Origin of the sequence: Rhizobium sp. BK008 (assembly GCF_014197345.1) — a bacterium.
Classification (GTDB): Bacteria; Pseudomonadota; Alphaproteobacteria; order Rhizobiales; family Rhizobiaceae; genus Rhizobium; species Rhizobium anhuiense.
The window spans coordinates 166154-180876 of sequence record NZ_JACIFK010000007.1 but is presented as its reverse complement, the minus strand read 5'-3'; the positions used below and the strand labels follow the sequence as shown (position 1 = coordinate 180876).

The window sequence follows — 14723 nt, the reverse complement described above, 5'->3', positions numbered from 1 at the left end:
CAATAATTTAAGGGGGCGACTGTGATCAAATCCGAATTGGTGCAGATAGTTGCGGCACGCAACCCGCATCTCTATCACCGCGACGTCGAAAATATCGTCAACGCGGTTCTCGACGAGATCACGGATGCACTGGCTGCGGGTAACCGAGTCGAATTGCGCGGCTTTGGGGCCTTTTCGGTCAAGAATCGCCCTTCCCGCTCCGGCCGCAACCCGCGGACCGGCGATACGGTGTTCGTCGAGGAGAAGTGGGTTCCCTTCTTCAAGACCGGCAAGGAGCTGCGCGAGCGGCTCAATCCCGGCCAGGCCGACGAAGAGGATTGAGCAGCGGCTGCCGCCTGCGGCGAAACCGCACTTGAATTCGAGAGCCGTTTTCCTATCCTGCCAAGCATCAAACGCGCCCTTCAAAAAAACCAGCGCAATATGCCGCGTGGAGACCTCAAATGGCCAAGAAGATCGTCAACCTGCTGATTCTGCTGCCGCTCGGCGTCATCCTCATCGTCTTCTGCGTCGCCAACCGGCAGAGCGTCACGCTCGCCTTCAATCCGTTCCGGCCGGAGGACCAGGTGCTTGCGGTTTCCGCGCCCTTCTTCGTCTTCCTGTTCATCGCGCTGATATCAGGCATGCTGATCGGCTCGGCCGCCACCTGGTTCAGCCAGGGCAAACACCGCAAGCGCGCCCGCACCGAGGCCAAGGAAGCCATCCGCTGGCAGGGTGAGGCCGATCGTCACAAGAACCGCGCCGAAGAAATCGCCGGGCAGCTGCCGTCGCGGTAAGATCGGCTCGATTTCAACGGCTTTGGGCGCCGTCAAACCGGAAAAAAACTCAGTTCCTCATAGTCGCCTTCCGGCGAGGCGCCATTGCCGGTCACCTGGAAGCCGTGGGAGAGGTAGAACGCCTTCGCCCGCCGGTTCTTCACCAGGCATTTCAGCCGGTACCGGTGCTGCGGCCATTCCGGCAGCGCCTGCAGCAGCGCCGTGCCGGCGCCCTTCCCTTGGAATTCCGGTCTCAGGTAGAGCATGTGGATGAAATCGTCCTCCGGCCAGAGCGACAGGAAGCCGGCGACACTGCCATCCGCATGCTCGCAGACCAAGACCGTCTCGCCGTTGGTATGGGCGGCGAAATCCTCGCGATGGAACTTGCCGGGATCGACCCAGACAAATGTTTCGCGGCGCACGGAAAGATAGATCTCCGCGAGCATTTCCTGGTCTTCCGCCCGCGGCGGCCTGATGGTCCACGTCATGACGTCGATTTAAACAAACCCTGTGCTCGCGCCAAGCCTACCCCGCCGTCATCTTCGCGATGACCGCGGCGTTGAAATCCGAAAAGAACCCTTCGGCGAGCTTCTGCGAGGTCGAATCGAGCAGGCGAGCGCCGAACTGGGCAAGCCTTCCGCCGAGCTCGGCCCTCGCCCGATAGTGCAGGATGGTCTCGACGCCGCTTTGCTCGAGTACGACATCGGCGCTGCCCCTGGCGAAACCGGCAAGACCGCCCTTGCCTTCGGCCGACAGCGTATAGCTCCTCGGCGCATCGACATTGGAAAGCGTCAGCAAGCCGTGGAAGGTGGCCGACAGCAGGCTGAACTTGACCTTGATCGTCGCCTCGAAGGCATCAGGCGACAGCCGCTCGATGCCCTGGCAGCCTGGAATGCAGCCGCGCATGATCTCGGGATCGTTGAGCGCTGCCCAGACGACGTCCCGCGGTGCGGCGATGCGTTCTTCGCCGGTGAAATCCATTCGGCAGCCCCATCTTCGATTCGCTCAACTTATCCAGCGGGAAAGCGCTTTGCCAAGGCGGAGGGGAATGTTATCTGCGTGACCATACCGAGCGAGGAATTGGCCGATGAACGAACTGAAGCCCTGGAGCGTGACGGCAAGCCGCATCACCTATGAGGACCGCTGGATCCGGGTGCGGAGCGACGATTGTGTCACCGCCGACGGAATCGTCATCGCGCCATTCCATGTGCTCGATTATCCCGACTGGATCAACGTCATCCCTGTCATGCCCGACGGGCGGGTGCTGCTGACGCGGGAATACCGGCACGGCCGCGGCGAGATCGTGCTCGGCCTCGTCGCCGGCGGCGTCGAACCAGACGATGGCAAGACTGGCCACGGCGAGACCGGCGACGCGGCGTTGGCGGCGGCACAGCGCGAACTGCGGGAAGAGACCGGCTATGAAGCCTCGACCTTCGTCAAGCTGCTCACCTCCTATCCGAATGCGGCCAGCCACAGCAACGCGGTGACGAGCTGGCTGGCGCTCGGTCTGAGCCGGGCCGGCGAACCGCGTTTCGACCCTGGCGAGAAGGTCGAGCTGCTGTTTGCCGATCTTGCCGCCATCCTCAGCGACCTGCAATCCGGCGCCGTCATCATGCAGTCGATGCATGTCGCTGCACTTTATGCGGCGGAAAGCTGGCTTCGAAGAGAGGCGTCCGAGGGCTTGAAATAGGCGCTGTGCCCGCAGAACCCGCCCTCTCGCGGGGGCCAGCCAGCGCGCAGTTGATCCGGCACGGTCTTCTGGGCTACTGCATAGCCTAAAGACACCCCGACAGAGACGCGGAAGAGCACGTTGAAACAAAGAGAACGCCGGCCGGGCCAGAAGAAGACATCCGGTCCCTCCGGTGAAAGCCGCAGGGACGATCGGGCCGGCCGGCCGCCAAAGCCGGTCGCGCGACCACCGGCGACCCGCGAGACTGTGCGCGAGGCTGCCGCGCAGGCTGCCGTCATGCGCCCCCTGATGACGCGCAGCGGCGAGCGTCCGGCTGAGCGCGTGCCTGTCATCCTCGAATCGCTCGGCGCCGGCGACTTTCACCTGATCGACAGCGGCAATGGCGAAAAGCTGGAGCAATACGGCCCTTACCGCATCATCCGTCCCGAGGCCCAAGCGCTGTGGCGGCCATCGTTGCCGGCCCATGTCTGGGAAAAGGTCGATGCCGTCTTCACCGGCGATACCGACGAGGAAGGCACCGGCCGCTGGCGCTTTCCGAAAGAAGCGCTCGGCGAGACCTGGCCGCTCAATCTGCTCGGCGTCGATTTTCTCGGCCGCTTCACCTCTTTCCGTCATGTCGGCGTCTTCCCCGAGCAGATCGTGCACTGGAGCTGGATGAAGGAGCAGGTCGAAAAGGCCGGTCGGCCGCTGAAGGTGCTGAATCTCTTCGGTTATACCGGAGTCGCCTCGCTGGTTGCCGCCGCTGCCGGCGCCGAGGTCACCCATGTCGACGCCTCGAAGAAGGCGATCGGCTGGGCGCGCGAAAACCAGGCGCTCGGGCGGATGGAGAAGCTGCCGATCCGCTGGATCTGCGAGGATGCGATGAAATTCATCCTGCGCGAGGAACGCCGCGGCAGCCAATACGACATCATCCTCACCGATCCGCCGAAATTCGGCCGCGGCCCCAATGGCGAGGTCTGGCATCTGTTCGAGCATCTGCCATTGATGCTCGACATCTGCCGCGAGATCCTGTCGCCGAAGGCGGTGGGCCTGGTGCTGACGGCCTATTCGATCCGCGCCAGCTTCTATTCGATCCACGAGCTGATGCGCGAGACGATGCGCGGCGCCGGCGGCGTGGTCGAATCCGGCGAGCTGGTGATTCGCGAAGCCGGCACTGACGGCAAGACTGAGGGCCGCGCCCTTTCCACTTCCCTCTTTTCCCGCTGGGTGCCGAAATGAGCAAGGACTTCCACGATCAGGGACCGCGCAGGGTCGGACAGGTGAAGGAAGTCACCTCGCTCGCCAATCCGATCATCAAGGACATCAAGGCGCTGACGAACAAGAAGTCGCGCGAGGAAAGCGGTACTTTCCTCGCCGAAGGACTGAAGCTCGTCATCGATGCGATCGAACTCGGCTGGACGATCCGCACGCTGGTCTATGCCAAGGCCGCCAAGGGCAAGCCGCTGGTCGAGCAGATGGCGGCCAGGACCGTCGCCTCGGGCGGGCTGGTGCTCGAAGTCAGCGAAAAGGTGATCGCCTCGATCACCCGCCGCGACAATCCGCAGATGGTCGTCGGCATTTTCGAGCAGCGCTGGAAGCCGCTGCGGGATATTCGGCCAAGGGATGGCGAGACCTGGGTGGCGCTCGACCGGGTGCGCGACCCCGGCAACCTCGGCACGATCATCCGGACAGCGGATGCGGCCGGCGCTTCCGGCATCATTCTGCTGGGAGAAACGACCGATCCCTTCTCGCTCGAAACGGTGCGGGCCACCATGGGCTCGGTCTTTGCCGTTCCGGTGGCGCGGGCGACCCCCGAGGAATTCATCGCCTGGCGGAAATCGGCCGGCGTTTCCATCGTCGCGACGCATCTGGCCGGCGCGGTCGATTACCGCACGATCGACTACCGGAAAAAGCCCGTCGTGCTCCTGATGGGCAATGAACAATCCGGCCTGCCGGACCAGTTGGCGAGGGAAGCCGATGCGCTTGCCCGCATTCCGCAGCAGGGCCGCGCCGATTCCCTGAACCTCGCCGTCGCCACCGCCGTCATGCTTTTCGAGGCGCGCCGCCATCTCCTCTCACTTGCCGAGGGCAAATGACCGAACAGACGCTTGCACGCCCCGCGCTGTTTTCGCGCCCGGCGCCGATTCTTTTCTTCATCGTCGTCGCCGTTCTTATCGACCAGATCGTCAAGATCGCCGTCGATCACTACCTGCCGCTGCAGGAGGTCGTGCCGGTCGTTCCGATGCTGGCGCTTTACCGCACCTACAATCTCGGCGTCGCCTTTTCGATGCTGTCGGGCATGGACGGCTGGTTCATCGTCGGCATGCGGCTCGTCATCGTCGCCTTCGTCATCTGGCTGTGGTACCGCACGGCGAAGGACCGCTGGCTCGCCCATCTCGGTTATGCGCTGATCATCGCCGGGGCGATCGGCAATCTCGTCGACCGCTTCGCCTATGGGCATGTGATCGATTACATTCTTTTTTACACCGAAAGCTGGTCCTTCGCGGTGTTCAATCTCGCCGACAGTTTCATCACCATCGGCGCCGGTTGTGTCATTCTCGATGAGTTGCTGCTGCCGAAAAAGACCGGCCGCTAAAATCTTATCGAATTCCTGAAGGCATTCGGAAGAGGCCTCATGTTATCCAGGTACCATGCACAACCTGGGACAGTTGCACGAAAGATTGTCCGCCGCCTTCGGTGGACCCGCCGCCAAGCCGCATGAAGAGCGGATCGGGGCCATCTTTTCACGACCGAAAGCATCGGCACCCCGGGGAACCGAAGACCGCCAGAACGGGCCTGCCGCGACGCGGCGCTTGCTGTTCTACTGGCTGGGCGGCGCCGGCCTGCTTGCCGCAACGATCCTGATGCTGCTTGCCCATGCCGGCGATCCGCTGCTGCTTTCGGGCGGTCTCGTCGTTCTTGGCCTTGCCGTCATCGCCAGCTACGCCCTGCTGATGGTACGGTCGCGCACGGCCGGACGGCGCAACGGCAAATCCACGGATTCGAACGATGGCGCAAAGCTGTTTGCCGACGTGCACGACGTGCTCGGCGACATCACCCTCGGCCGCACCATGGACCGGCGCATCATCTCCGCCAACGACACGTTTCGCCGCCTGACCGGGCGGCTGCGTCCGGAGGGCAAAACCTGTGAGGAGATCGGGCTTGCCTTCCGCCCCGGCCCGATCCCGCACTGCTACGACGTCGAGATCTCGACGCCGGAGGGCCAGCGCATCTTCCTCTGGCGCGACGTCGTCACCCGTGACCCGGCAAACGGTCGCCTGCTGCTGCAGAGCGTTGCCCGCGACGTCACCGACGAGCGGCTGATCGCACAGGGCCGCGAGGAGGCGCGGCAGAAGGCCGAATATAACAGCGCCGCCAAATCCAGGCTGCTTGCCACCGTCAGCCACGAGGTGCGCACCCCGCTTTCCGGCATTCTCGGCATGACGCATCTGATCGCCGAGACGCGGCTGACGCAGGAGCAGCAGGACTATCTGGCGAACATCCGCCAGTCTGGCCACGCGCTGACCCAGCTGGTCGAGGACCTGCTCGATTTCTCCACCATCGAAGTCGGCCGCTTCGCGCTGCACCCGCGCTCGGAATCGCTGCGCAAGCTTCTGGAAAGCGTCGTCGAGATGCTCGCCCACCGGGCGCATGAAAAGGGTATCGAGATCGGCGCCACCGTATCGTCCGACGTGCCGGAGAATATGAGCTTCGATCCGGCGCGGCTGCGCCAGGTTCTCTTCAACGTCATCGGCAATGCCGTGAAATTCACCCAGGTCGGCGGCGTTTTCATCCGCGTGTCGCTCGACGCCGGCGATCTGCTGATCACCGTGACCGACAGCGGTCCCGGCATGACGGCCGAGGAACAGGCGCGCGTCTTCGGCGAATTCGAGCAGGGCGGGACCTTTGCCGACAAGAGCAGCGGCACCGGGCTCGGCCTTGCCATCTCCGCTCGCATCATGCGCGAATTCAACGGCGCGCTGACGGTTGCCAGCGAAAAGGGCAGAGGCAGCGAATTCACCATCCGCTTCCCCGTCGACATCGGCAGCGAGCGCCCCGACCGGCGAAACACGCTGCTTGCCGGCAACAGCGTCGTGCTGCTGGCGCCGGCAGGTGCGGCCCGCACCGCCATTGCCGAGACGATCAGCACACTCGGCGGCTTCTGCCATCTCGTCGGCGATGGCGAAACGGCGCGGGCAACGCTGCTCGGCTTGGCAAAGAGCGGAAAGCGGCCGACGGATATCATCATCGACCACCGGATGTCGGCGGAATTTTCCACCCATCTTGCCGACCGCGCCGACATCGCCGCTCTTGGCCTGCGCAAGGTCCTGCTCGTCAATCCGGAAGAGCGCAGCGCCCATCCGCTCGACCTCTTCGACGCCTGGCTGATCCGGCCGCTGCGCGAGCAGTCGCTGATCGACGTGCTGCGCGGGCGCATGCGCGGCATGGAGAAACGCGACGCGCTGAACGACAACCAGCCGGGCTTCGGCCTTTCGGTGACGGAGACGCTGGTTGCGGCGAGCGGGCTCAGCATCCTGCTCGGCGAGGATGATCCGATCAATGCCATGCTGGTGCGCGTCGTCCTGGAAAAGGGCGGGCACAAGGTGCGCCATGTCGAGGATTTCGAGTCGCTGCTCGACTATGCGCTCTGCGAAGCGAATGCCCGGCCCGACATCATCATCAGCGACCTGTCGATGCCGGGCGGGAACGGCATCGACATGCTGGGGCGCCTGCGGGGCCATGAAAGACGGCTCGATCTTGCCCCGGTGCCGGTGATCGTTCTCACCGCCGACAAGAGCGACGAATCACGCCGGCAGGTCTTGCTCAACGGCGCCAACCGCGTCATGGTTAAGCCGGTCGACCCGGTGCGGCTGCTGACCGAAGTTCAGGCTGTCGCCGCACTTTCCGCCCGCCGTGCTGAGGCGCGGTAAGGCGCGTCGAAACCGGTACGCTCCTTGCGTTTGGGAAATTCAAAATGTCACTTTCCTGTCGTATAGAAGTGTTTTATGGCGTCGATAAGCCGGCAACGGGAGAATCGCCATGTCCGCCATCGACATCCTGAATCGTGACACCACGGCGGAGGCTGCGCGACCTTCGACGGCTGCTGCACAGAAGGACGGCGACATTCTCGGCCGCATCGGCAATCTGGAAACCCGCCTGGCCCGCACGGCACGAGAGATCGATGCCGCCCAGGCTGTGCGCTACCGCGTCTTCGTCGACGAAATGAAGGCGCAGCTGCCGCTGGAGGCCATGCGCCGCCAGCGCGACGTCGACGCGTATGACGCTTTCTGCGACCATCTTCTCGTTCTCGACCGTGCAATCGAGGGCGATCCGGAAGACCAGATCGTCGGCACCTACCGGCTGTTGCGCCAGGATGTCGCCATCGCCAATGGCGGTTTTTACTCGGCTTCCGAATTCGAGATCGAGGGCCTCATTGCCAAACATCCGGATAAGCGCTTCATGGAACTCGGCCGTTCCTGTGTGCTGCCGGAATATCGCACCAAGCGCACCGTCGAACTTCTGTGGCAGGGCAACTGGGCCTATGCGCTGAAGCACGGCGTGAGCGCCATGTTCGGCTGCGCTTCCTTCCCCGGCGTCTATCTGGAAAGCCATGCGCTGGCACTGTCCTTCCTCTACCACAATGTGCTGGCGAAGAACGAATGGGCCGTCGGCGCCCTACCGGACCTCGCCCGCAACATGGACCTGATGCCGGTCGAAGCCATCAACCCGAAGCGGGCGCTGATGGCCCTGCCGCCGCTGATCAAGGGCTATCTGCGCCTCGGCGCCATGGTCGGCTCCAGCGCGGTCATCGACCATGCCTTCAACACGACCGACGTGCTGATCGTGCTGCCGATCGCCAGCATTTCCGACCGCTACCTGAATTATTACGGCGCCGACGCCGGCCGCTTCGCGAGCTAACTTGGTCTACTTCGAGTGACGATCGTCCGTCACAGATCGGCTCGCCTTCTGGTGTCCGACGGGTTCTCTCCATAGGCCGCCCGATAGGTTGCCGCAAAGCGGCCAAAGTGAAAGAATCCCCACTTCAAGCAGATGTCCCGCAATGGCTGCCGGTTTGAAGGATCGCGCAGATCCTCTCGCACCGCCTGCAAGCGGATCGTCCTGAGGTAGGCAGCCGGTGTGGTTCCCTTGAAGGCACGAAAACCGCTTTCAAGCGCGCGAATAGAAATGCCGGCCGCCTCCGCGACGCTCTGCATCGTCAACGGCTGTGCGATGTTCGCATGCATGAATTCAACTGCCCGACGGACATGCCGGGGTGCGATCAGGTGGATTTTCCTGTCGAGAAGGTGCGAGAGCCGATGAGGAACCGAGCGCACCAGCAGATCGGCAAACCCCTGGGTCAGGTTCAACATGGCGATTGGCGAGTGAAGGAGCGGCCCGTTGTTGCGCATGCCGATGATGATCGTTTGGGCGAGGCTGCCGATCAACTGTCCGGCTGCGGTGGAAAGATCGACGAGCGGCGCCAGGTCCATTGGCCCGGTCAGGGGTGTCTCCAGTATGGAGGCGACGGTTTGAGCGATGATCGTCCAGTTCAGGCTCAGTGTATCCGACCGGTGAGGCGCTGCCCGTACGGAAACCCGTTCCGGCTCGAGATTGTTCATCAACAAGAGCCGCCCAGGTGTCCCTTGGATCACGTTCCGACCCAGCGTTACATCCAGAGCGCCCCTCCGCGGCATGATGATTGCCAGCGTTTCCGGCGTTCCATGGGCCGTTCTTGCACCCCAGCCGCCGGAATCCTGGTTGCTGACCAGCGACAATCTTTCATCACCCCAGAAGCCAACCTTCCAGTCGAGCGGTTTCTCCCGACCATTGCGCCATGCATCGAACGAACCGAACCCCCTGGTCAGAGCCTCGACCATATCGTCGAAGGTTGCCCCCTGAAATCGGGCGATGAAATTGGCGGATGCGTTTTCTGGCATGGGACACCAACCGGCTGATATCAAACAACTGAGCTGCAAAACCGCATCGATTGCCCGCGGTCTTTCAATGTCCCTGCGGGCAAATTATGCCGCCCCCTACAGGCCTATTGTATCAAAAGTATGACTTATCGGAAGAGCAGACTTCATCAGCTGCCACGAAAACTTGTGCCCGGCCGACGGGCAGTCGGCCGGGCACGGAATGCCGTCTCATATGTCGCAAGAGGCGCGTTTACGAACCCGCCCCATAGGCGGCGATCGCCGCCATGTTGACGATGTCGGAATCCTTGGCGCCCATCGCGGTGATCTGCACCGGCTTGTCGACGCCGACGAGGATCGGACCGATCACCGTGGAGCCGCCAAGTTCTTGCAGCATCTTGGTCGAGATCGAGGCCGAGTGGAAAGCCGGCATGACGAGCACGTTGGCCGGGCCGGACAGGCGGCAGAAAGGATATTGCTCCATCACCTTGCGGTTCAGAGCGACGTCGGCCGCCATCTCGCCGTCATATTCGAAATCGACGCGACGCTTGTCGAGGATCTTCACAGCCTCGCGCACCCGCTCGGAGCGTTCGCCCGAGGGATGGCCGAAGGTGGAATAGGCAAGCAGGGCGACGCGTGGCGAATAACCCATGCGCCGCGCCAGACCCGCGGCCTCCTCGGCAATATCGGCAAGCTGCTCGGCCGTCGGCATGTCGTGCACCGCCGTATCGGCCACGAAGACCGTGCGGCCGCGGCAGAGCGCCAGCGACACGCCGATGATGCGGTGGCCGGGCTTCTCGTCGATGCAGCGGCGTACATCCTCGAGCGCCGTCGAATAATTGCGGGTGATGCCCGTCACCATGCCGTCGGCGTCGCCGAGCGCCACCATGGTGGCGGCGAAGTGGTTGCGGTCGTTGTGGATCAACCGCTGGGCATCGCGATAGAGATAACCGTGCCGCTGCAGCCTCGCATAGAGATAATCGACATAGGCCTCAATGCGGGTGGAGATACGGGCATTGACGATCTCGAGGCCGGGCCGGTTGAGATCGATGCCGGCGCGTTCCGCCGTCGCCCGGATCAGATCCTCACGGCCGAGCAGGATGGCGGTGCCGAGCTGCTGGTTGGCATAGGAAAGAGCTGCGCGCAGGACCTGTTCTTCCTCGGCCTCGGCAAAGACGATCCGCTTCGGGCGGCGGCGGACACGCTCGTAGAGGCTGGCGAGCGTCGAGGCGATCGGATCGCGGCGTGCCGACAGCTCGCGGGCATAACCCGCCATGTCGGTGATGACCTTGCGGGCGACGCCGCTTTCGATCGCAGCCTGCGCGACTGCCACCGGGATCGCCGAGATCAGGCGGGGATCGAAGGGAACGGGAATGATGTATTGCGACCCGAAACGCGGCCGGTTGCCCTGATAGGCGGCGACAACGTCATCGGGCACGTCCTCGCGGGCCAGGTTTGCCAGCGCATTGACAGCGGCGATCTTCATCGCATCGTTGATTGTCGAGGCACGGACATCGAGAGCGCCGCGGAAGATATAGGGAAAGCCGAGGACGTTGTTGACCTGGTTCGGATAGTCCGACCGGCCCGTCGCCATGATGGCGTCGTCGCGGATGCGGGCGACCTCTTCCGGCGTGATCTCGGGATCGGGATTGGCCATGGCGAAGATGATCGGCCGCTCGGCCATCGAGCGGATCATCTCGGCCGAAAACGCACCTTTCTGCGACAGGCCGAAAACGACGTCCGCGCCCTGCATCGCCTCTTCCAGCGTGCGTGCGTCGGTCTTTGCCGCATGCGCCGATTTCCACTGGTTCATACCCTCGGTGCGACCCTGGTAGATGACGCCCTTGGTGTCGCAGAGGATGACATTGTCAGGGGCAAACCCCATCGCCTTGATGAGTTCGACGCAGGCGATCGCCGCAGCACCGGCACCATTGCAGACGAGCTTTGTCGTCTTCAGGTCGCGGCCGGTCAGCTCCAGCGCGTTGATCAGGCCGGCAGCGGCGATGATGGCCGTTCCATGCTGGTCGTCATGGAAGACGGGAATGTCCATCAGCTCGCGCAGCCGGCTTTCGATGACGAAACAATCCGGTGCCTTGATATCCTCGAGGTTGATGCCGCCGAAGGAAGGACCGAGGAAGCGCACGCAGTTGATGAACTCGTCGACATTTTCCGTATCGATCTCGAGGTCGATGGAATCGACGTCGGCGAAGCGCTTGAAGAGCACCGCCTTGCCTTCCATGACGGGCTTGGAAGCCAGCGCGCCGAGATTGCCGAGACCGAGGATTGCCGTGCCGTTGGATATGACGGCGACCATATTGCCGCGCGCCGTGTAATCATAGGCCGTCTGCGGATCGGCGGCGATCGCCTTCACCGGCACGGCAACACCCGGCGAATAGGCCAGCGAGAGATCGCGTTGCGTCGCCATCGGCTTGGTCGGGTTGATCTCCAGCTTGCCGGGCCGGCCCATGGCGTGAAATTCGAGCGCCTCCTGGTCGGTAACAGAGGTCACCGGCCGGTCCTTCTTATCGATATCGGGCATAAATCCTCCAACGTCCTGTGGGCGACGCTTTGCTCTTCCTCAAATGCTGTTGTCATCTATAGCGGCGGGCGGATAGGGTTGGCACCTGTTTTTTTGGGAAAAACTCCACCTCCGTGAACGCACGAATAGACACAGGGAATGAAGCCTTTTCGGCTGCCGAGCTCGCCACGGCGGAAAGCCGTGCCTCGGCGACGCCGATGATGGAGCAATATATCGAGATCAAGGCGAACAATCCGGGTTCGCTGCTCTTCTACCGGATGGGCGATTTCTACGAGCTGTTCTTCGAGGACGCGCTGGAAGCGTCGCGCGCGCTCGGCATCACGCTGACGAAGCGCGGCCAGCACATGGGCCAGGATATCCCGATGTGCGGCGTTCCGGTGCATGCGGCCGACGATTATCTGCAGAAGCTGATCTCGCTCGGCTTCCGCGTCGCCGTCTGCGAGCAGATCGAGGATCCGGCCGAAGCGAAAAAACGCGGCGCGAAATCCGTCGTCAAGCGCGACGTCATCCGCCTCGTCACCCCCGGCACGATCACCGAGGAAAAGCTGCTTTCGCCCTCGGAGTCCAACTATCTGATGGCGCTGACCCGCATTCGCGGCGGGGCCGAGCCCTTGCTGGCGCTTGCCTGGATCGATATTTCCACGGGCGTCTTCCGGCTTGCCGAAACCGAAGCCTCTCGGCTGCTGGCCGATATCCTGCGCATCGATCCGCGCGAACTCATCCTGCCCGACACGATCTTCCACGATCCAGAGCTCAAGCCGGTCTTCGACGTGCTCGGCCGGACAGCCGTACCGCAGCCTTCCGTGCTCTTCGACAGCGCCAGCGCCGAGGGCCGGATTGCCCGTTATTTCGGCGTCGCGACGCTCGACGGCTTCGGCACCTTCTCGCGCGCCGAACTCGCGGCAGCGGCAGCTGCCGTCGCCTATGTCGAGAAGACGCAGATCGCCGAGCGCCCGCCGCTTGGAAAACCGGAGCGGGAAAGTGCGGCTTCGACGCTGTTCATCGACCCCGCCACGCGCGCCAATCTGGAACTTGCCCGCACGCTTTCGGGTGATCGCAATGGTTCGCTCTTGAAAGCGATCGACCGCACCGTCACCGGCGGCGGCGCCAGGCTTCTCGCCGAGCGGCTAATGTCGCCGCTGACCGACCCTGCCCGTATCAATGCGCGGCTCGATTCGATCGGTTTCCTGATCGACGAACCCCTGTTCTGCGGCAATCTGCGCGACACGCTGAAACATGTGCCCGACATGCCGCGTGCGCTGTCGCGCCTCGCACTCGACCGCGGCGGCCCGCGCGATCTCTGGGCGATCCGCCAGGGCCTGGAAGCGGCGGCGGGACTTGCAGGCCTGCTCGACAAGGCGATGCTGCCCGAAGAGCTCGGCCAGGCATTGTCCGGGCTGCAGGCGCTTCCCGCAGCCTTGGAAAAGCTGCTTGCCGAAACGCTTGCCGATGAATTGCCGCTGTTGAAACGCGACGGCGGTTTTCTGCGCGACGGCGCCAGCGCCGAACTCGACGAGGTCCGGGCGCTGCGCGACCAGTCGCGCCGGGTCATCGCCGGCCTGCAATTGCAATATGCCGAGGAAACCGGCATCCGGTCGCTGAAGATCAAGCACAACAATATCCTCGGCTATTTCATCGAGGTCACCGCCGGCAATGCTGCGCCGATGACCGATACGGCGGAGGCCAAGGCGCGCTTCATCCACCGCCAGACAATGGCGAGCGCGATGCGCTTCACCACCACCGAACTTGCCGATCTCGAAAGCCGCATCGCCAATGCCGCCGACCGGGCGCTTTCGATCGAACTTGCAGCCTTCGACAGGATGACGGCGGCCGTGGTTGCGGAAGCCGAGGCGATCAAATCGGGCGCGAAGGCGCTTGCCGTCATCGACGTCGCCGCGGGCCTGGCGCTTCTCGCCGAAGAGCAGGCCTATTGCCGCCCGCAGGTCGACGGCTCGAAGATGTTTGCCATCGAGGGCGGGCGCCATCCGGTCGTCGAGCAGGCGCTGCGGCGGCAGGCGGGCGGGCCCTTCGTCGCCAATCATTGCGATCTGTCGCCGAAGACCGGCGACCGGGACGGGGCGATCTGGCTCTTGACCGGCCCGAACATGGGCGGCAAGTCGACCTTTCTGCGCCAGAACGCGCTGATCGCTATCCTGGCGCAGATGGGCTCCTTCGTGCCGGCGACATCAGCCCATATCGGCATCGTCGACCGGCTTTTCTCCCGCGTCGGCGCCTCCGACGATCTGGCGCGCGGGCGCTCCACCTTCATGGTCGAGATGGTGGAAACGGCTGCGATCCTCAACCAGGCGAGCGACCGTTCGCTCGTCATCCTCGACGAGATCGGCCGCGGCACCGCCACCTTTGACGGCCTGTCGATCGCCTGGGCGGCCGTCGAACACCTGCATGAGGTCAATCGCTGCCGCGGCCTCTTCGCCACGCATTTCCATGAGCTGACCGTGCTTTCGGAAAAGCTTGGCCGGCTGTCGAACGCCACGATGCGCGTCAAGGAATGGGACGGCGACGTCATCTTCCTGCACGAGGTCGGGCCGGGGGCGGCGGATCGCTCCTACGGCATCCAGGTCGCGCGCCTTGCCGGGCTGCCGGCCTCGGTCGTGGCGCGGGCCCGCGACGTGCTTACCCGTCTGGAAGATGCTGACCGCAAAAACCCGGCGAGCCAGCTGATCGACGACCTGCCGCTCTTCCAGGTGGCGGTGCGCCGCGAGGACACGGCCCGCGGCCCGTCCAAGGTCGAGGAGGCGCTGAAGGCGATGAGCCTTGACGATATGACGCCGCGCGAGGCAATGGACGCACTTTACGACCTCAAGAAGAAACTGAAATAGGAGCGGCGC

The 14723-nt window shown here is 63.6% G+C and carries 13 protein-coding genes; 9 read left to right on the top strand and 4 right to left on the bottom strand.

Features of this window, described 5'->3' with window-relative positions:
• Positions 1-21 precede the first annotated feature (21 nt).
• Both FHT69_RS24995 and FHT69_RS24990 read left to right on the top strand, forming a co-directional pair.
• Positions 22-321, top strand: a complete 300-nt coding sequence (locus FHT69_RS24995; protein WP_003544934.1) for an integration host factor subunit beta — start codon at positions 22-24, stop codon at positions 319-321.
• Positions 322-440: 119 nt separating this feature from the next.
• Positions 441-773: a LapA family protein gene (locus tag FHT69_RS24990; RefSeq protein WP_028755466.1), complete on the top strand. Its 333-nt coding sequence runs from the start codon at positions 441-443 to the stop codon at positions 771-773.
• Between the two features lie 32 nt (positions 774-805).
• Here FHT69_RS24990 and FHT69_RS24985 read toward each other — a convergent pair whose 3' ends face one another.
• Both FHT69_RS24985 and FHT69_RS24980 read right to left on the bottom strand, forming a co-directional pair.
• The gene (locus tag FHT69_RS24985; protein WP_028755467.1) at positions 806-1240 is read right to left on the bottom strand and encodes a GNAT family N-acetyltransferase; all 435 of its coding nucleotides are present in this window, start codon (positions 1238-1240) and stop codon (positions 806-808) included.
• A 37-nt stretch (positions 1241-1277) separates the two neighbouring features.
• On the bottom strand, positions 1278-1733 hold the full coding sequence (locus FHT69_RS24980) for a carbon monoxide dehydrogenase subunit G (protein ID WP_183906107.1): 456 nt from the start codon (positions 1731-1733) through the stop codon (positions 1278-1280).
• Between the two features lie 106 nt (positions 1734-1839).
• Here FHT69_RS24980 and FHT69_RS24975 point away from each other — a divergent pair, with 106 nt between their 5' ends.
• The 6 genes from FHT69_RS24975 (at position 1840) to FHT69_RS24950 (ending at position 8340) form a co-directional block, all read left to right on the top strand.
• The gene (locus FHT69_RS24975) at positions 1840-2442 is read left to right on the top strand and encodes an NUDIX hydrolase (RefSeq protein ID WP_097543232.1); all 603 of its coding nucleotides are present in this window, start codon (positions 1840-1842) and stop codon (positions 2440-2442) included.
• A 120-nt stretch (positions 2443-2562) separates the two neighbouring features.
• Complete coding sequence (locus FHT69_RS24970; RefSeq protein ID WP_028755470.1) at positions 2563-3660, top strand: class I SAM-dependent methyltransferase; 1098 nt, start codon at positions 2563-2565, stop codon at positions 3658-3660.
• Complete coding sequence (locus FHT69_RS24965; protein ID WP_028755471.1) at positions 3657-4517, top strand: TrmH family RNA methyltransferase; 861 nt, start codon at positions 3657-3659, stop codon at positions 4515-4517. Before FHT69_RS24970 ends, FHT69_RS24965 begins: the two co-directional genes overlap by 4 nt.
• Positions 4514-5017 carry a signal peptidase II gene (gene lspA, locus FHT69_RS24960; protein WP_028755472.1) on the top strand — a complete coding sequence of 168 codons (504 nt, stop codon included), beginning with the start codon at positions 4514-4516 and terminating at the stop codon, positions 5015-5017. Before FHT69_RS24965 ends, lspA begins: the two co-directional genes overlap by 4 nt.
• Positions 5018-5072: 55 nt before the next feature.
• Positions 5073-7352, top strand: a complete 2280-nt coding sequence (locus FHT69_RS24955) for an ATP-binding protein (RefSeq protein WP_183906106.1) — start codon at positions 5073-5075, stop codon at positions 7350-7352.
• Between the two features lie 109 nt (positions 7353-7461).
• Positions 7462-8340 (top strand): GNAT family N-acetyltransferase, encoded by an 879-nt coding sequence (locus FHT69_RS24950; protein WP_028755474.1) that lies wholly within the window; start codon positions 7462-7464, stop codon positions 8338-8340.
• Positions 8341-8369: 29 nt separating this feature from the next.
• Here FHT69_RS24950 and FHT69_RS24945 read toward each other — a convergent pair whose 3' ends face one another.
• Positions 8370-9359: a helix-turn-helix transcriptional regulator gene (locus FHT69_RS24945; RefSeq protein ID WP_028755475.1), complete on the bottom strand. Its 990-nt coding sequence runs from the start codon at positions 9357-9359 to the stop codon at positions 8370-8372.
• 229 nt (positions 9360-9588) lie between these two features.
• On the bottom strand, positions 9589-11874 hold the full coding sequence (locus FHT69_RS24940; protein WP_028755476.1) for an NADP-dependent malic enzyme: 2286 nt from the start codon (positions 11872-11874) through the stop codon (positions 9589-9591).
• A gap of 113 nt (positions 11875-11987) precedes the next feature.
• Between FHT69_RS24940 and mutS the strand changes: the two genes are divergently transcribed.
• On the top strand, positions 11988-14714 hold the full coding sequence (mutS, locus tag FHT69_RS24935) for a DNA mismatch repair protein MutS (protein ID WP_028755477.1): 2727 nt from the start codon (positions 11988-11990) through the stop codon (positions 14712-14714).
• Positions 14715-14723 lie beyond the last annotated feature (9 nt).